General features: G+C 70.6%; 12 protein-coding genes and 1 riboswitch. Of the genes, 10 read left to right on the forward strand and 2 right to left on the reverse strand.

From position 1 onward, the window contains the following. Positions 1-89: 89 nt before the first annotated feature. The 4 genes from ACZ6W9_RS04780 to ACZ6W9_RS04795 all read left to right on the forward strand — a co-directional run bounded on the left by ACZ6W9_RS04780 (position 90) and on the right by ACZ6W9_RS04795 (position 5,893). Positions 90-2,639, forward strand: a complete 2,550-nt coding sequence (locus ACZ6W9_RS04780; protein ID WP_470116731.1) for an L-aspartate oxidase — start codon at positions 90-92, stop codon at positions 2,637-2,639. Between the two features lie 5 nt (positions 2,640-2,644). Next, positions 2,645-3,427 (forward strand): type III pantothenate kinase, encoded by a 783-nt coding sequence (locus ACZ6W9_RS04785; RefSeq protein ID WP_362933530.1) that lies wholly within the window; start codon positions 2,645-2,647, stop codon positions 3,425-3,427. Positions 3,428-3,451: 24 nt separating this feature from the next. Beyond that, positions 3,452-4,954, forward strand: a complete 1,503-nt coding sequence (lysX, locus tag ACZ6W9_RS04790) for a bifunctional lysylphosphatidylglycerol synthetase/lysine--tRNA ligase LysX (protein WP_470116732.1) — start codon at positions 3,452-3,454, stop codon at positions 4,952-4,954. Positions 4,955-5,725: 771 nt separating this feature from the next. Next, a complete protein-coding gene (locus ACZ6W9_RS04795) occupies positions 5,726-5,893 on the forward strand; it encodes a helix-turn-helix domain-containing protein (RefSeq protein ID WP_362799447.1) in 168 nt (55 codons plus the stop codon). A gap of 218 nt (positions 5,894-6,111) precedes the next feature. Here ACZ6W9_RS04795 and ACZ6W9_RS04800 read toward each other — a convergent pair whose 3' ends face one another. After that, complete coding sequence (locus tag ACZ6W9_RS04800) at positions 6,112-7,161, reverse strand: C40 family peptidase (RefSeq protein ID WP_389961174.1); 1,050 nt, start codon at positions 7,159-7,161, stop codon at positions 6,112-6,114. Between the two features lie 5 nt (positions 7,162-7,166). After that, positions 7,167-7,320: riboswitch (cyclic di-AMP (ydaO/yuaA leader) on the reverse strand. Between the two features lie 337 nt (positions 7,321-7,657). On the opposite strand from ACZ6W9_RS04800, the gene ACZ6W9_RS04805 reads away from it, so the two are divergent. The 5 genes from ACZ6W9_RS04805 (at position 7,658) to ACZ6W9_RS04825 (ending at position 15,629) form a co-directional block, all read left to right on the forward strand. Further along, a complete protein-coding gene (locus ACZ6W9_RS04805; protein ID WP_389961172.1) occupies positions 7,658-8,302 on the forward strand; it encodes an amino-acid N-acetyltransferase in 645 nt (214 codons plus the stop codon). 88 nt (positions 8,303-8,390) lie between these two features. Beyond that, positions 8,391-9,788 (forward strand): RDD family protein, encoded by a 1,398-nt coding sequence (locus ACZ6W9_RS04810; RefSeq protein WP_389961170.1) that lies wholly within the window; start codon positions 8,391-8,393, stop codon positions 9,786-9,788. A 1,343-nt stretch (positions 9,789-11,131) separates the two neighbouring features. Beyond that, a complete protein-coding gene (locus tag ACZ6W9_RS04815) occupies positions 11,132-11,461 on the forward strand; it encodes a histone-like nucleoid-structuring protein Lsr2 (protein ID WP_362933544.1) in 330 nt (109 codons plus the stop codon). A gap of 289 nt (positions 11,462-11,750) precedes the next feature. Further along, a complete protein-coding gene (locus ACZ6W9_RS04820; RefSeq protein ID WP_389961168.1) occupies positions 11,751-14,258 on the forward strand; it encodes an ATP-dependent Clp protease ATP-binding subunit in 2,508 nt (835 codons plus the stop codon). Between the two features lie 420 nt (positions 14,259-14,678). Further along, complete coding sequence (locus tag ACZ6W9_RS04825) at positions 14,679-15,629, forward strand: TIM barrel protein (RefSeq protein WP_389961166.1); 951 nt, start codon at positions 14,679-14,681, stop codon at positions 15,627-15,629. 212 nt (positions 15,630-15,841) lie between these two features. On the opposite strand, the gene ACZ6W9_RS04830 is transcribed toward ACZ6W9_RS04825, so the two are convergent. After that, positions 15,842-16,717 (reverse strand): HhH-GPD family protein, encoded by an 876-nt coding sequence (locus tag ACZ6W9_RS04830; protein ID WP_389961164.1) that lies wholly within the window; start codon positions 16,715-16,717, stop codon positions 15,842-15,844. 342 nt (positions 16,718-17,059) lie between these two features. Between ACZ6W9_RS04830 and ACZ6W9_RS04835 the strand changes: the two genes are divergently transcribed. Next, entirely contained in the window at positions 17,060-17,746 is a 687-nt protein-coding gene (locus ACZ6W9_RS04835; RefSeq protein ID WP_470116733.1) for a hypothetical protein, read from the forward strand. Positions 17,747-17,772 lie beyond the last annotated feature (26 nt).

Genomic DNA, 17,772 nt, shown 5'->3' on the forward strand with positions numbered 1-17,772 from the left:
GGCACCCCGGGGAAGAAGCGTCATCCGGCAGGCGTTATCGTCACATTGACGAAATCAGGTGCCTCTACCCATCCCACAAGGAGGCGGCAATGACGATCCCGGCCATCCCCCAGAGGCTGACCGCGCCCCCGCCCGGCTGGACGGTCGAGGCCGACGTGGTCGTGGTGGGCTCCGGCGTCGCGGGCCTGACCCTGGCCCTGCGGTACGCGGCCCTCGAACCCGCCGCCCGGGTCCTGGTCGTCACCAAGGACGTGCTGTCGTCGGGATCCACCCGCTGGGCGCAGGGCGGGATCGCCGCCGTGCTCGACCCCGCCGACACCCCGGAGGAGCACCTGTCCGACACCCTCCTCGCCGGGGTCGGCCTCTGCGACACCGAGGCGGTGCGGGCCATGGTCACCGAGGGCCCGGACGCCCTGCGCCGGCTGATCGCCACCGGGGCGCGGTTCGACACCGACGCCGCGGGCGAGCTCCAGCTCACCCGCGAGGGCGGCCACCGGCGCGACCGCATCGTCCACGCGGGCGGCGACGCCACCGGAGCCGAGGTGCAACGGGCCCTGGTACAGGCGATCCGGGAGTCGGCGATCGAGGTCATCGAGCACGCCCTCGTGCTCGACCTGCTCAAGGACGCCGAGGGCCGGACCGCCGGGGTGACGCTCCACGTCATGGGCGAGGGCGAACGCGACGGCGTGGGCGCGGTCCGGGCCCGCGCCGTGGTGCTGGCCACCGGCGGCATGGGCCAGGTCTACGCCGCGACCACCAACCCCGTCGTCTCCACCGGCGACGGCGTGGCCCTCGCGCTGCGGGCCGGAGCCGTCGTGCGCGACCTGGAGTTCGTCCAGTTCCACCCGACCGTGCTCTGGCTGGGAGAGGACGCCACCGGCCAGCAGCCGCTGATCTCCGAGGCGGTCCGCGGCGAGGGCGCGGTGCTCGTCGACGCCGACGGCACCCGCTTCATGCGGGGGGTCCACGAGCTGGCCGACCTCGCCCCCCGCGACGTCGTGGCCAAGGCGATCATGCGGCGGATGCGCGAGACCGGCGCCGCTCACATGTACCTCGACGCCCGCCACTTCGGCGAGCACAAGTGGCGCACCCGCTTCCCGACGATCCACGCGGTCTGCCTGGAGCACGGCATCGACCCGGTGACGCAGCCCATCCCGGTCGCGCCCGCCGCCCACTACGCCAGCGGCGGCGTCCGCGTCGACCTGCGCGGTCGTACCGGCGTGCCGGGCCTGTACGCCTGCGGCGAGGTGGCCTGCACCGGCGTGCACGGCGCCAACCGGCTGGCCTCCAACTCGCTTCTCGAAGGGCTGGTCTTCGCCGAGCGGATCGCCGCCGACATCTACGCCGTACGGCCGGCGCCCGGCGACTCCGTCCCCCCGCCCGTGCCCGTGCCCGACGGGCGGCCGGCCGGCCTCGCCGACCCCCGGACCCGCCCCCGGATCCAGGCGCACATGAGCCGGGGCGCGGGCGTGCTGCGCGGCGAGGAGTCGCTGGCCGAGGTCGCCAAGGCCCTGCTGGGCGCGCGGTGGACCCCGGTGGCGGTCGAGCCGTGCACCGAGTCGTGGGAGGCCACGAACCTGCTGACCGTCGCGTCGGCACTGGTCGCGGCGGCCCGCAACCGGGAGGAGACCCGCGGCTCGCACTGGCGCGAGGACTTCCCCGACCGGAATGATGCCTGGTGGCTGGGCCACCTGGACCTGACCCTGACATCGGAGGGAATCACGATGACGTACGTGCCCCACGAGCGGCGCACGACCGGGCTGCCGCCGCGGGCGGCGGCCGAACTCGCCGAGGCGGGCCTCGACCCCGCCGGGGTGGAGGCGGTCGTGGAGGCCGCGCTGCGGGAGGACCTCCAGGAGGCCGGCGACGTCACCAGCGCCGCCACCATCCCCGCCGGCCGTACCGACACCGCCGACGTGGTGGCCCGCGCGGACGGGGTGGTCTGCGGGCTGGCCCTCGCCGAGGCCGTCTTCTCCCGCGTCGGCGGGGACGGCGTCGTGGTCGAGCGCCGCGTCAAGGACGGCGAGCGGGTCTCCCGCGGCGACGTCCTGATGACGGTCACCGGCGCCACCCGCGACCTGCTGACCGCCGAGCGGACCGCCCTCAACCTGCTCACCCACCTGTCCGGCGTCGCGACCCTCACCGGCCGCTGGACCGAGGCCGTGGCGGGCACCGGCGCGCGGATCAGGGACAGCCGCAAGACGCTGCCCGGCCTGCGGGCCCTTGAGAAGTACGCCGTCCGCTGCGGCGGCGGGGTCAACCACCGCATGTCGCTTTCGGACGCCGCCCTGATCAAGGACAATCACGTCGTGGCCGCCGGCGGGGTGGCGGAGGCGTTCCGGGCCGTCCGCGACGCGTACCCCGGGCTGCCGATCGAGGTCGAGGTCGACCGGATCGACCAGATCGAGCCGGTGCTCGCGGAAGGAGCCGAGGAGATCCTGTTGGACAATTTCAGCGTGGAAGACCTGGCGCGGGCCGTACGGCTGGTGGGCGGCAGGGCACGACTGGAGTCCAGCGGAGGGCTGACCTTGGATTCGGCGCGTGAGGTGGCCGCGACCGGCGTCGACTATCTCGCCGTGGGCGCGCTCACCCACTCGGCGCCCGCGCTGGACATCGCCATGGACCTTCGAGGGAACTGATACTGATGCTGCTCGCCATCGACGTCGGCAACACCCACACCGTTCTCGGCCTGTTCGAGGGCGAGGAGGTCATCGAGCACTGGCGCATCGCCACCGACGCCCGGCGCACGGCCGACGAGATAGCCGTGGTGCTGCAGGGCCTGCTCGGCCAGTCACCGCTGCTCAAGGGCACCGACGTCAATGGCATCGTCATCTGCTCCACGGTGCCGTCGGTGCTCAACGAGATGCGGGAGATGTGCCGCCGTTACTACGGCGACGTCAACGCCGTGATCGTCGAGCCCGGCGTCCGCACCGGCGTGCCGGTCCGGATGGACAACCCCAAGGAGGTCGGCAGCGACCGCATCGTCAACGCGCTCGCCGCCATCAACCTGTACGGCGGGCCCTGCGTGATCGTCGACTTCGGCACCGCGACCTCCTTCGACGCCGTCTCCGCCAAGGGCGAGTACGTCGGCGCGGTCACCGCGCCCGGCATCGAGATCTCGGTGGACGCCCTGGCGGCGGCCGGCGCGCAGCTGCACAAGGTGGAGCTGGTCCGGCCGCGTTCGGTGATCGCCAAGAACACCGTCGAGGCGCTCCAGGCCGGCATCATCTACGGCTTCGCCGGCCAGGTGGACGGGATCGTCGAGCGGATGGCGGCAGAGCTGGCCGACGACCCCGACGACGTCACGGTCGTCGCCACCGGCAGCGCGGCGCAGCTCGTGGTGGGGGAGGCCCGCTCGATCGACGTCCACGAGCCGTGGCTCACTTTGATCGGGCTCAGGCTGATCTATAACAGAAACGTTCCGTAGCCGGACATCGGTACCCTTGGCTCTGTGACCGCTGACCTGACGAACCCGGCCGACGATCTGCCCGAGCAGATGCGCGTGCGCCGGGAGAAGCTCGATCGCCTCCGTGCCGAGGGTGTCGACCCCTACCCGGTGACCTTCCCGCGCACCGCGACCAACGCCGAGATCCGCGAGAAATACGCCGATCTCGCCGCTGACACCGCGACCGGCGACAAAGTGGGCGTCACCGGCCGCGTCATGCTGTCCCGGACCGGTGGCAAGCTCTGCTTCGCCACCATCCGCGACGGCTCGGCCGATCTCCAGGTCATGATCTCCCTGGACAGGGTCGGCGAGGAGTCCCTGGCCGCGTGGAAGCGCGACGTCGACCTCGGCGACCACGTCGGCATCGAGGGCGAGGTCATCACCTCCCGCCGGGGCGAGCTGTCCATCCTCGCCGACCGCTGGGCGATCACCTCCAAGTGCCTGCGCCCGCTGCCGGAGAAGCACGTCGGCCTGACCGACCCGGAGGCCCGGGTCCGTCAGCGCTACCTCGACCTCGTCGTCAACGACGAGGCGCGGAGGATGGCCTACGTCCGCAGCGCCGTCGTGCGGGCGATCCGCGACTTCTGGCACGGCGAGGGCTACCTCGAGGTCGAGACGCCGATGCTGCAGCGCATCCACGGCGGCGCTTCGGCCCGGCCGTTCAGGACGCACATCAACGCCTATGACATGGAGCTCTACCTCCGCATCGCGATCGAGCTCTACCTCAAGCGGCTCGTGGTGGGCGGCATCGAGAAGGTCTTCGAGATCAACCGCAACTTCCGCAACGAGGGCGCGGACGCCACCCACAACCCCGAATTCACGATGATGGAGGCCTACGGCACCTATCTCGACTACAACGGCATCGCCGACCTGACCCAGCGGATGATCCAGAACGCGGTCGTGGCCGCGCTCGGCCACTCCGTGGTGGTCCACGAGGGGCAGGAGATCGACCTGGGCCTGCCCGAGTGGCCGCGCGTCACCGTCTATGGATCGGTCTCGGAGGCGCTGGGCGAGGAGGTGACGACCGAGACTCCGCTGGAGCACGTGCGCAAGCTCGCCGACGCGCGCGACATCCGCTGGGACCCCAAGTGGGGCCAGGGCAAGCTCGTCCAGGAGCTCTTCGAGGAGCTGGTCGAGCACACGCTCATCCAGCCGACGTTCGTCATGGACTACCCGCTGGAGACCTCACCGCTGGCCCGGACGCACCGGGACAACCCGTTGCTCACCGAGAAGTGGGACCTCATCGGGTTCGGCACCGAGCTCGGCACCGGCTACTCGGAGCTGAGCGACCCGATCGAGCAGCGCCGCCGCCTCACCGAGCAGTCGCTGCTCGCCGCGGGCGGCGACCCCGAGGCCATGCAGCTCGACGAGGACTTCCTCACCGCCCTGGAGTACGGCATGCCGCCCACCGGCGGCGTGGGGGTCGGCGTGGACCGCCTCGTCATGGCCTTCACCGGCAAGAACATCCGCGAGACCATTCTGTTCCCGCTGGTGAAGCCCACCGGCTGAGCGTCACCGGGCCCGCCCCGCGGGCCCGGTCCGCCAGGCCCTCCGGCCTCGCCTGACGAGCCCTCGGTCCCCGTGGACCGCGGGCTCGTTCCGTTCCTCCCGCTGAGCGGAGACGCCATTTCCCCGATGATCCGGGCGGCCGGCGATCAGCTCCCCGCGGAATGCCGGAAAGCCGGTTTCATCCGACGCCCATTGCATGATGATTTTCTCGGCGCCGTCAGGGGCGCGGCCGGGGGCCGTGGTCGACGGGATGCGCGACGCCTGCCGGACCGATCGTTTTCTGCGGGAAATGCGGCGGGCGCCGGCCGTGCGGCTCGTCCCGGCGGAGGACCCGCGGTGGTCCACGGAATGGTCCACGGCTTGGCCCCGTGGTGCGGCTCCGGGGTGCATCATGGCGATGACCTCGGCTCATGCCGCGGGCAGGCTGCGGACAGATCGCGGACACGCCTGGCGCGGGCCCCGGGCGCGACGGCGGTCCGGCGGCGCGCCCTCCGGCTCGGCCGCCACTTAATCACAATGGGCCCGACATATCATGAGTACTTCATGTAACGCCCACTCTGTCAATAGTGTGGGCCATCTCTATGAAGAGCAGAGCTTGACGACCTTTGAACGGGGCGTTTACCGTTCCTGACGGGCGACATCGATTCCAGCGTGCTCACGCCTGAGTCCCGTTTCGGGGGGAGTTGCTAGATGGCATATCCGGAAGTGGATTCCCGCCGCGGCGAAAGTCTTCCGGGCACTGAGGATATCGATCTCAGCGAGGAGGACCTCGTGCTCCTGGCCGAGCTGGCCAAGGGCGTCACCGTCGACAGGGTGGGCCGCCGCCTCGACATCAGCGGCCGGACGGTCCGGCGCAGGCTGCGCGGGATCTGTGACCGCATCGGCGTGGCCACCGCGATCGAGGCGGTGGCCTGGGCCGCCCGCCGCCGCCTGATCTGACGCCGTACACCCGGCCGGTCCGCCGTGCACCGGCCGACCGGTCGTGGCCCGCCCGGTCAGGCCGTGCACCCTGCTGATCGTGTGTCCGTGTCCGTGTCCGTCCGGCCCGGCCGGTTCGTGCACCCGGCCGGTCATACGCCCGTCGGGTCAGGCCGTGCATCCGGCTGATCGCGTGCCCGTGCCCATGCCCGTCCGGCCCGGCCGTACGCCGGCCGGATTCAGTCGGCGACGCGCACGCCCCCGGCGAAGGGCCGGTTGCCCATGGGGGCGATGCGGACCACGTCACCGGTCTGCGGGGCGTGGATCATCAGGCCGGCGCCGAGGTAGATCCCGACGTGATGCAGGTCGCTGTAGAAGAAGACCAGGTCGCCGGGGCGCAGCTGGTCGCGGGAGACGTGGGTGCCGGCGGTCCACTGGTCACCGGTGTAGTGGGGCAGGCTGATGCCGACCTTCTGGTAGGCCCACAGGACCAGCCCCGAGCAGTCGAAGGAGTTGGGTCCCTCGGCGCCCCAGACGTACGGCTTGAGCTGCTGGGTGAGCGCCCAGCGCACCGCCTCGGCCGCCTTGCCCTGGCCCACGACCGGAACGGTGAGCCTGGTCGCCCGGCCCTGCATGCTCTGGGCGCGGTCGCGGACCTCCCGGTAGAGGTTGCCCTCCAGTTTGCCGACCAGGCGTTCGATCTTGGAACGCTTGTCGCCGAGCTCGCCCAGCAGCTTCTTGACCTCGGTGGACCGGGCGCTGGCGCTGGCCCGAGCCTGCTCGGCGACCTTGAGCGCCTGGGCGACCTGGGCGACCTCCTCGCTCTGCCGCTGCTGGAGGGCGTAGCTGGTGGCGGCCTGGTCGAGGAAGGTGTCGGGGTCGCTCGACTGGGTGAAGGCGAGCGTGGAGCCCAGGCCCCCCGACATGTAGGTGCTCTGCGCGAGGAGGGTCGCCTTGGTGCGCCGGGACTCCAGCTCCGTCTCGCTGGTGGACAGGTTCTTCTTGGCCACCTCGGCGGCGCGCTGCGCCTGCTTGAGCTTCACCCGTGCGCCGTTGTACTGCTCGGCGAGCGTCTCGACCTCGACGTGGAGCTTCTCGACCTGCTTGGCGAGCTGCCGGAGGTCCGGTTTCGGGTCCGCACCGGCGGACGTCATGGGAGCGCCGACCGCGAGGAGGGTGAACGCGAGCCCGATGGAGGCCGTCCGGCCGGAAAGGCGACGGGAGGCGCGCTCCCGCATCGGGACGGGTCCGGCTGGACGTCCACTGCCACGGCGCGGCGTGCGCTTCACCAACGGGCTCCTCTCTCGGCCGCCTGCCGGGTTAGCTGACGGGTTCGGGCCGGAGGCAGCCCTACCGAGCACGCCGGTGACGGCTCGGATTCACCCCTGGGGACGCGTGGAGGGTGGGTCCCCGGCTCCCCGGGTCCGGGGATTCGGCGGGTCAGCTTTTCGGGGAAGCTGACATCGAGCACGGACATTAGTGCAATTGGAGGTTCATGCTCAACCAGAACCACAAAGTCGGTAGAGCTTTCACAACCGGAAAGTCACAGGCAGATCACATACTTTCATGATCCTCATGCCTGTCAACCTGGATCCATGTCGCTATGAGCGGCATACCACCCATGTAGCCGCAGGCCCCGGTCCATGCCGAGGGCGAACGGCCGCCGTCACCGGGGTTTCCGGCCGGGCGCGACGGGGGTGACACCGGGAGCCGGGCGGTGCCGTTGTGACCGAAGTTACGGCTGGGCCGTAATGGGGGTGCGCCGAGGACGTACGCTGATCGGTCATGGAGCAGGTTGCGGAACCCTCCCCGGCGGACGCCCTGACGGACGGGACCGGGGCGACGGCCGGGTCGGCGAGCGGGGTCACGGCCGGGGCCACGGGCGAGGTCACGGTCCGGCGCGCCCGCACGCCGGACGTGCGGGCGATCCGGCGGCTGGTCGACACCTACGGCGGCGCCGGGCCGCGACTGCTGGAGAAGGCCACGGTCACCCTGTACGAGGACGTCCAGGAGTTCTGGGTGGCCGAGCGGGACGGGGCCGTCATGGGGTGCGGGGCGCTGCACGTCCTGTGGGAGGACCTCGCCGAGATCCGCACCGTCGCCGTCGATCCGGCGTGCCGGGGCCAGGGCATCGGCCACATGATCGTCTCGGCGTTGATCCGCACGGCCGGCGAACTCGGCCTGCGCAGGGTCTTCTGCCTCACCTTCGAGGTCGACTTCTTCGCGCGCCACGGCTTCCGGCGGATCCAGGGCACGCCCGTCTCGCCCGAGGTCTACGCCGAGTTGCTCGCCTCCTACGACGAGGGCGTCGCCGAGTTCCTCGACCTGGAGCACGTGAAGCCGAACACCCTGGGGAACACGCGGATGCTGCTTCATCTACCGCCCCTGGTCAAGCGTGATGACCGCAGTTGTGACTGTGACAAAAGGTGACTCTCGGACGACTATCTCGATACCTTGTGCTTCAACGTGCATGTGAGTCTCGAATGCGCCGCATGCGTAGTCGAAGTGAGGTGACGCGGTGACCAACGGACAGCCGCCGTATCCGCAGGATGATCCCGACCGCGATCGCACCCCGTCGGGACACTCCGGATACGGCTCGCACGACACGGGTCAGGGCCCCGGGGGTCTCGACCCCGACGCGACGGTGGTGGGGTACCGGACGGACGGCACCGGACCCGGGCAGAACCAGCCCGGTTACGGCCAGCCCGGCGGTTACGGCCAGCAGGGCGCGCAGCCGGGGTACGGGCAGCAGCCGTCGTACGACCAGGGCGCCTACGGCCAGCAGGGGGCGCAGCCGGGTTACGGCCAGCAGCCCTCCTACGACCAGCAGCAGGGCTACGGTCAGCAGGCCGCCCAGCCCGGTTACGGCCAGCAGGCCGCGCAGCCCGGCTACGGGCAGCAGCCGTCCTACGACCAGGGCGCCTACGGCCAGCAGAACTCCCAGCCGGGCTACGGCCAGCAGGGGACGCAGCCGGGGTACGGGCAGCAGCCGTCCTACGACCAGGGCGCCTACGGCCAGCAGGGGGCGCAGCCGGGTTACGGCCAGCAGCCCTCCTACGACCAGCAGCAGGGCTACGGCCAGCAGGCCGCCCAGCCCGGTTACGGCCAGCAGGCCGCGCAGCCGGGGTACGGCCAGCAGGGCGCGCAGCCCGGTTACGGCCAGCAGCCCTCCTACGACCAGGGCGCCTACGGGCAGCAGCCGTCGTACGACCAGGGCGCCTACGGCCAGCAGGGCGCGCAGCCGGGCTACGGCCAGCAGCCCTCCTACGACCAGCAGCAGGCGTACGGCCAGCCCGGCTACGGCGGCGCCCAGTACGGCCAGCAGCCCGGTTACGGCGCTCAGCCGCAGGGCTACGGCCAGCAGGGCTACACCCCGCAGTGGGGCGACGGCGGCCACGCGCCGGGCGTGTCGGCCCCGCTCGCCGAGTGGTGGCAGCGCCTGGTCGCCCGCATCGTCGACGGTGTGATCCTGGCGATCCCCACGTTCATCGTCACGCTCGTGCTGACCGGGATCCTGGTCACCCAGCCGTCCTTCAACATGGAGACCGGGGAGTACAGCCTCGGCAGCGGGTTGTTCCTCGCGACCTTCCTCATCGGTCTCGTCGGCGGGCTGATCTATTTCGTCTACGAGTTCCTGATGCTGAAGGCGACGGGGCAGACCGTCGGCAAGATGGTCATGGGCATCCGGGTCGTCCCGATCGGCGGGGCGCCCCAGTCCCGCGGGCTCCCCTCGAACAAGGCCATGAGCCGGGCGGGCGTCCTGTGGGGTCCGAGCATGCTGCGCGGCATCCCCGTCGTGGGTTACATCATCGGGATCTTCTCTCTGGTGAACGTGCTCTGGCAGCTGTGGGACAAGCCGCTGCGCCAGTGCCTGCACGACAAGGCGGCCGCGACGACGGTCGTGAAGACCAAGTAGTTCCGGAACTTCCCCAAAAACGGGGCCGGCGGGTTGAACCGCCGGCCCCGTTTTTTCGTGTGTGGAGGGAAACGAGAGGGGTAGCGGTACCCCCGGAAGGGACGGTAACGGCGTTCGGAGACGACTGCGGCGGGCCATGAACCCGTACGCGCCCTCGAGGGCGTTATGGCCTTCTTCCGGCCACTTCTCGGGCGGGATCCCCGGAGAGGGCGTTATGGAGCCTTCCAGGGGTGCTTCCGGGTCACGACAAACCCCGCGGATCGGCTGTGCCGTCACTCCGGGTGCCTATAGGACGTCAATGGGGTGACAGTTACCCGGGCAACTTCCGTGACATCCGGCGAATGGCGTCCGGCGGGCGGGCCGCACCGTGGCCTCCGGCGACTTCCCGCGTCTTCTCCCGGAGCGGCGGGGAATGCGGGTTCGCCTTCCCTGCATGCCCGGGAAGGCGTTCTCGCGGATCCGGCCCGGGTTAGCCGGTACACCGCCTGCCCGGTGGTTTGGTGGTTATAAGGGCTACGACTATGTTCCTTGCGCCTGAGGGCCGTAGGCTTGGGAAGAAAGCGACGAAGATCCGTCTTGTTCCGCGGGCCGAAGGCGTGCCGCGGAACCCGCCGCCCGCCGAAGAGGGCGAGGTCCGACGGGGCTCCACCCGAGCGTTCCCGTCCTCTTGACATTACCGCCGCCGACCCGGCGATGATGATCCGGAGCTTCAGCAAGATCTTTTCTGTTGCGGCCGAAAAACCCTTGTGAGCAGGGGGTTTCCGGGGCTGCCGGGAGGGGGCGGCTGTCAAGTGGCCGCAGTTGACATTGGTTTTTCGGCAGAGTGATCATCAGATGATCGCCCTGTCGGTTTTTTCCCAGGGGCTTTACAGACGGCAACCGGTAAGACGGCTGGAGAGAAGCATTAAGGTGGAGACGGGCGGTCCCGGGGGCCCGTGCCGCCCGCCGGTGACGCTAAGGTCGTGCCTGGGCGGACGCCCATGGCCCGAGCGGCTTCCCGGCCCGCGGGCGGGCACGCCGCCCCCGGAATTCCACGGTCCCCAAAAGTCACCCACGGTGCGGAGCGAGGACGAATGAACGACGTATTGTCCGCGTTGATACCCCCGGTGGTCGTCGGCGGGGCCTTCATCTACGGAGTGGTCAAGCTTCTTCGCAGTGAAGCCGCCGGTCGGCGCCCGGCAAAACGGGAGGACGTCCCCGGCCCCCAGGACGGATGATCGCCCGCCGTCCGGTTCCGGTCGGGTTCCCGGGAGAATCGCCGGGGTCCCGGAATTGCCGCCCCCCGATGGCGGGTATATGTTTGGCTAGCGAATGAAACAATACTCCGCGAAAGGATTGCGTAGATGGCCAAGCAGATCCAGGAGATTCTCATCGACGACCTCGATGGGGGCGAGGCCAATGAGACGGTCGCCTTCGCGATTGACGGCACGAGCTACGAGATTGATCTCAGTGAAGTAAACGCGAAGAAGCTCCGCGACTCCCTGTCGCCTTTCGTGCAGGGCGCCCGCCGTTCCGGTGCGGCTCCGCGTCGCCGCCGCGCGGGCGGCAGCAGGGCCCTCACGCGGGAGAAGAGTGCCGACATCCGGGCCTGGGCGAAGTCGCACGGCCTTAATGTCAGCGAGCGCGGCCGTATCGCCTCCAAGATCGTCGAGCAGTACGAAGCGGCTCACTAGCGGGAGTCGCGCGACTGCTCGCGGGATCGTTGAATCATGCGGTTATGGCGGCCACGGTGGGGTCCGGTGGCGGCCATGACCGCATGACGCGTTTGATCGTCTATAAACGGCGTTCGCTTGCGGCGTAGCGGGAACATCTCACCCCCGTTAAGTAGTTGGATGGAGGGTGAACGCCCTGCTCCCGGGGAACGTCTCGTTCATAGAGCGGTCGTCTGGGCAGGGCTACCATGCGGGATGACAGGGCCCGGATATCCCGGACCTGCCTGACCGCTCTGTGAGGAGCGACGAGATGTTCGAGAGGTTCACCGACCGCGCACGGCGGGTTGTCGTCCTGGCCCAAGAAGAGGCCCGGATGCTCAACCACAACTACATCGGTACGGAGCACATCCTTCTTGGCTTGATCCATGAAGGTGAAGGCGTTGCCGCCAAGGCTCTGGAGAGCCTCGGCATCAGCCTCGAAGGTGTGCGTCAGCAGGTCGAGGAGATCATCGGCCAGGGACAGTCCGCGCCTTCGGGGCACATTCCCTTCACCCCGCGCGCCAAGAAGGTCCTTGAGCTGTCGCTCCGTGAGGCCTTGCAGCTGGGTCACAACTACATCGGCACAGAGCACATCCTGCTCGGCCTCATCCGTGAGGGCGAAGGCGTCGCCGCCCAGGTGCTGGTGAAGCTGGGGGCGGACCTCAACCGCGTCCGGCAGCAGGTCATCCAGTTGCTCCACGGTTACCAGGGCAAGGAGCCGGCCGCCGCGGGCGGCCCGCAGGAGTCGGCGCCGTCGACCTCCCTCGTCCTGGACCAGTTCGGCCGCAACCTGACGCAGGCCGCCCGCGAGGGCAAGCTCGACCCGGTCATCGGCCGCGACAAGGAGATCGAGCGGGTCATGCAGGTCCTCTCCCGGAGGACCAAGAACAACCCGGTCCTGGTGGGTGAGCCCGGCGTCGGCAAGACCGCCGTCGTCGAGGGCCTGTCCCAGAAGATCGTCAAGGGCGAGGTTCCCGAGACGCTCAAGGACAAGCAGCTCTACACCCTGGACCTCGGCGCGCTGGTGGCGGGCTCCCGCTACCGCGGTGACTTCGAGGAGCGCCTCAAGAAGGTGCTCAAGGAGATCCGCACCCGCGGCGACATCATCCTGTTCATCGACGAGCTGCACACGCTCGTGGGCGCGGGCGCCGCGGAGGGCGCGATCGACGCCGCCAGCATCCTCAAGCCGATGCTGGCCCGCGGCGAACTGCAGACCATCGGCGCCACCACCCTCGACGAGTACCGCAAGCACCTGGAGAAGGACGCCGCGCTGGAGCGCCGCTTCCAGCCGATCCAGGTGGCCGAGCCCAGCCTCAGCCACACGATCGAGATCCTCAAGGGCCTGCGCGACCGTTACGAGGCCCACCACCGGGTCTCGATCACCGACGGCGCACTCGTCGCCGCCGCGCAGCTCGCCGACCGCTACATCAGCGACCGGTTCCTGCCCGACAAGGCGATCGACCTGATCGACGAGGCCGGCTCGCGCATGCGCATCCGCCGTATGACCGCGCCGCCGGACCTGCGCGAGTACGACGAGAAGATCGCCAACGTGCGGCGCGACAAGGAGTCCGCGATCGACGCGCAGGACTTCGAGAAGGCCGCCGCGCTGCGCGACCAGGAGAAGCAGCTCCAGCTCAAGCGCGAGCGCCGGGAGAAGGAGTGGAAGGCCGGCGACATGGACGTCGTCGCCGAGGTCACCGAGGAGCTCATCGCCGAGGTGCTGGCGACCGCCACCGGCATCCCGGTCTTCAAGCTCACCGAGGAGGAGTCCCAGCGGCTGCTCCGCATGGAGGACGAGCTGCACAAGCGGATCATCGGCCAGGACGACGCCATCAAGGGTCTGTCCCGCTCGATCCGCCGTACCCGCGCCGGTCTGAAGGACCCGCGCCGCCCGGGTGGCTCGTTCATCTTCGCCGGCCCGTCCGGCGTCGGTAAGACCGAGCTGTCCAAGACGCTGGCCGAGTTCCTGTTCGGGGACGAGGACGCGCTGATCATGCTGGACATGTCCGAGTTCATGGAGAAGCACACCGTCTCCCGGCTGTTCGGCTCGCCTCCCGGCTACGTCGGATACGAGGAGGGCGGCCAGCTCACCGAGAAGGTGCGGCGCAAGCCGTTCTCCGTGGTCCTCTTCGACGAGATCGAGAAGGCCCACCCGGACATCTTCAACTCGCTGCTGCAGATCCTGGAGGACGGTCGCCTGACCGACGCCCAGGGCCGCGTGGTGGACTTCAAGAACACCGTCATCATCATGACGACCAACCTCGGCACCCGGGACATCTCCAAGGGCATCGGGGTGGGCTTCGCGAAGTCCAACGACGCCGAGTCGAACTACGACCGGATGAAGGCGAAGGTGCAGGAGGAGCTCAAGCAGAACTTCCGGCCCGAGTTCCTCAACCGCGTCGACGACATCGTGGTCTTCCACCAGCTCACGCCGAAGGAGATCATCAGCATCGTGGACCTGATGCTGGCGCAGGTCGCCGAGCGTCTGAAGGACCGCGACATGGGCCTGGAGGTCTCGCCGGAGGCCAAGCAGCTGCTGGCCGAACGCGGTTACGACCCGGTGATGGGCGCCCGGCCGCTGCGCCGGACGATCCAGCGCGAGCTGGAGGACACGCTGTCAGAGAAGATCCTGTACGGCGAGCTCCGTCCCGGTCAGATCGTCAAGATCTCGATCGAGGGTGAGGGTGACGCCGCCAAGTTCGTCTTCGCCGGCGAGGCCGCGCCGGCCGACCGGGTCCCCGACTCGGCGGCCGCGATCGCGGAGCCGATCCAGCACTGATCCGGTCCGGATCGGCGTCGGCCCGGCGCCGATCCGGCGGTGGTGCGACGACGCGGCGTGACAGCGCGGCGTGATGGCACGACTCTGAGCGGACCCCCCGTGAGCAGTCTCACGGCGGGGTCCGCTCATTTGTTTCCGAAGAAGGTGTGCCACCACCGTAGGTAGTACTACACTCTGTAGAGTGATTCGGCCGGCTCACCGGCGTGACCCGGTTCGGTGGTCACGGCGAGACCGGTCCCGACGTCACCCCGCCGGCGTACCGACGAATCGGCTCCGGGGATGACGCGGGGACCGGTGCCCAGGCGGGAAGCTCGGCGGATCCGGTCGAACCCTCGGCGGCAAAGGACCCGCCGGCCCGTGGCCCGGGTTTCCACGCGGGCGTCCGGGATCGCCGTACAGAGCACGCCTTGGAGGCATCGGATGCGTTTGCGGCACGAGGACGGGACACTCGTTCACCTGTCCTACAACGCGGGCGTGCATCCCGCTGAGGACCTGGAGAACCTCATCGCCCACCTGACCCGGTACGCGGTCCCGGTGCGCAAGCGCCTGGGCGTCGACCGGATGGGCGTCGGCCTCTGGCTGTCGCCGGCGGTGGCCGACCATCTCATCGCCGACCGGATCGAACTGGTACGGCTGCGCCGCTCGCTGGAGGAGCGCGGCCTGGAGGTCGTCGGCCTCAACGGCACCGGCGGGCGCAACCATGAGGCCCCCGGTCCCGACTGGGCCAAGCCCGAGCGCTACCGTTACACGATGGCGCTGGCCAAGATCCTGGCCTTCTTGCTCCCGGAGGACGTCCGCTTCGGCAGCATCTCCACCATCCCCATCGGCTGGCGCCGCGACTGGCCGTCCGACCTGCACGCGATCGCCACCCGCCGCCTGGAGCGCCTCTCGCGTGAGCTGCGCGGCCTGTACAGCGTCACCGGCAAGACGATCAGGGTCGGCTTCGAGCCGTGGCCCGGGTGCGTGCTGGAGACCACCAAGCAGGCCCTCGACCGGGTCTGCGACATCGACTCCGAGCACCTCGGCGTCTGCCTGGACGCCTGCCACCTCGCCGGTGGCTCCGAGGAGCCGGGCATGGCGCTGCGCGGCCTGGCCGCCGCCGGCGCTCCGGTGGTGAAGCTCGGTCACGTCCACAACCACGTGAGCGACGCCTGCCGGGAGCTTCCGAGCACCCGCCCGGTCCTGGAGGACACCCTCACCGCGATGCTCTCCGGCGCGGTGAACGGCACCGCCCACATCGAGGTCGAGACCCACGACCTGGCCGTTCCGGTCCGCGCCAAGGGTCCCGGCGCGCTGGTCACCGCGCTCGCCGACGAGCTCGACTGGGCTCGCACCAACCTCACCGCGCTCGGCCTGCGCCTGGCCGCCTGAGGGCCGTCCGGGAAGCCGTCCCGTCCGGATCCCGCCGGGCTCCCGTCCGAATCCGTCCGAACCCCATCGGACCCGGCGGGTCTCCCGGTCCCGGCGCCTCCCGCGCCGGCCGTTCCACACAGGTCGGCTCCACCGGCTCCACCGGCCCCACCGTCTCCGCCTGCCCGGTCAGCTCGGCCGGCGTCGCCGACCGGCTCCGGCCGGTCGGCGGTTCAGCCGGGCAGGCGGTAGGTGCCGTCGTCCAGGACCTCGGCCAGGCCGTCGGCGACGAGGCCGTCCAAGGCGCGCTCCCGCTGCGTGTCGTTCTCCCAGACCGCGTCCAGGGCGGTCTTGGGGACCGGGCCGTGGGCCTGGCGCAGGACCGCCAGCAGTCGTCCCCGGCACTGGCGGTCGGTGCCCGCGTAGGACTGCCCCCGGCGGGCGGGCCCGTCGTAGGGCGGCTTGCCCGCCAGACGCCAGGCGCACAGCGCGCTGACCGGGCAGTCGGCGCAGCGCGGGGCTCGGGCCGTGCAGACCAGCGCGCCCAGCTCCATGACGGCGACCGCCCAGACGGGCGCCTCGTCCGGGCCGGGCAGCAGCGACTCGGCGAGCCTGCGCTCGGGCGGCGTGGTCGCCTTCGGCGGATACTCCTCACCACGCACGGCCCGCGCCAGGACCCGCCTGACGTTGGTGTCCAGGACCGCGTGGCGGCCCCCGAAGGCGAAGCTGGCCACCGCGGCCGCGGTGTACTCGCCGACGCCCGGCAGCGCCAGCAGGGTGGCGTGGTCCGACGGCACCTCCCCGCCGTGCCGATCGGTGATCGCCCGCGCGCAGGCGTGCAGGTTGAGGGCGCGGCGCGGGTAGCCGAGGCGCCCCCAGTGGCGTACGGCCTCGCCCGCGGACTCCTTGGCGAGCGCGGCGGGCGTGGGCCAGCGCTCCATCCACTCGGTCCAGACGGGCAGCACCCGGACCACGGGCGTCTGCTGCAGCATGATCTCGCTGACCAGGATCGACCAGGGGGAGGCCCCGGGGGCCCGCCAGGGAAGATCGCGGGCGTGGTCGGCGTACCAGCCGAGCACGGGGTCCAGGAGAGGGTTCGACTCGGGCACGCCTCGACGATAGTGCGGGACGACGACCCCCGCTCACCCCCGCGGCCCCTTGCCCGCTTCCCACGTCCGCGTGCCTGCGTCCGCGTGCCTGTCTCCCGCGGCCCTCTGCCTGCCTCCCGCCACCGCCTCCCTGCCTCCCGCCACCGCCTCCCTGCCTCCCGTCACCGCCTGTCCACCTCCGGCTACCTGGTGGCAGCCTGTCCGCTTCCCACGGCCGCCTCCCTGCCTCCCGCCACCGCCTCCCTGCCTCCCGGGGTCGCCTTCCTGATTCCCGGCGACGTGAAACGCGGGACAGCGGCGGGTCGCCCCTGCCGCTCCATCGGGGGTCCCCATACTGTACGCATGGACCCGGACACTTTCCGTAGCGGAATAGGGGCGGACGTCTACTGGCGGCGCCGGGTGGTCGCGCTCATCGGCGTGCTCGTGGTGGTCGCCGTCGTGGCCTGGGCCTGCTCGTCGAGCAAGCCGGAGCGCCCACGGAAGGAAGGCGCGGCCGACCGGCCGGCCGGTCCGGACGCGGTGTCGGCCGCGCTGCCGACCGTGACGGTCACCTCCTCCCCGGGAACACCGTCCCCACCATCACCGTCTCCGTCTCCGTACGCGTCGCCGTCGTCCTCGGCCGCGGCGGACGGGAGGCCCGGCGGCTCCTGCTCCCCGGCCGATCTCGTGCTGAGCGTGCGCGGGACGGGGGAGATCTACGGGCCGGGCGATCGGCCGAGGTTCCTGCTCACCCTCGTCAACACCGGCGAGGCGTCGTGCCGGGCCGACGTCGGGCCGCGGGCGATGGAGGTGCGGATCACCTCCGGCGCCGACCGGGTGTGGTCCTCAGCCGACTGCGTCAGCGGCGGGACCGACGACTTCCACCGGCTGGAGCGGGGCGTGCCGTACGTCCGGGAGGTCGTCTGGGACCGTCGGCGGTCGGACACGGAGTGCGCGGCCGCGGGCGCCGCGGCCCGGCCGGGCACGTACGTCGCCGCGGTCGGCACCCCGGGCCTCAGGGGCGACAGGACGGTCTTCCACCTGAGGTGACGGAGAAGTGTCCTGGGGCGACGGAG

It is taken from the genome of Streptosporangium sp. NPDC053982 (assembly GCF_055585205.1).

Excerpts from the sequence above, each read along its gene's own strand:
- ACZ6W9_RS04780 (WP_470116731.1), top strand. The coding sequence starts at position 90 with ATGACGATCCCGGCCATCCCCCAGAGGCTGACCGCGCCCCCGCCCGGC.
- ACZ6W9_RS04785 (WP_362933530.1), top strand. The coding sequence starts at position 2,645 with ATGCTGCTCGCCATCGACGTCGGCAACACCCACACCGTTCTCGGCCTG.
- ACZ6W9_RS04805 (WP_389961172.1), top strand. The coding sequence starts at position 7,658 with ATGGAGCAGGTTGCGGAACCCTCCCCGGCGGACGCCCTGACGGACGGG.
- ACZ6W9_RS04815 (WP_362933544.1), top strand. The coding sequence starts at position 11,132 with ATGGCCAAGCAGATCCAGGAGATTCTCATCGACGACCTCGATGGGGGC.
- ACZ6W9_RS04820 (WP_389961168.1), top strand. The coding sequence starts at position 11,751 with ATGTTCGAGAGGTTCACCGACCGCGCACGGCGGGTTGTCGTCCTGGCC.
- ACZ6W9_RS04825 (WP_389961166.1), top strand. The coding sequence starts at position 14,679 with ATGCGTTTGCGGCACGAGGACGGGACACTCGTTCACCTGTCCTACAAC.
- ACZ6W9_RS04835 (WP_470116733.1), top strand. The coding sequence starts at position 17,060 with ATGGACCCGGACACTTTCCGTAGCGGAATAGGGGCGGACGTCTACTGG.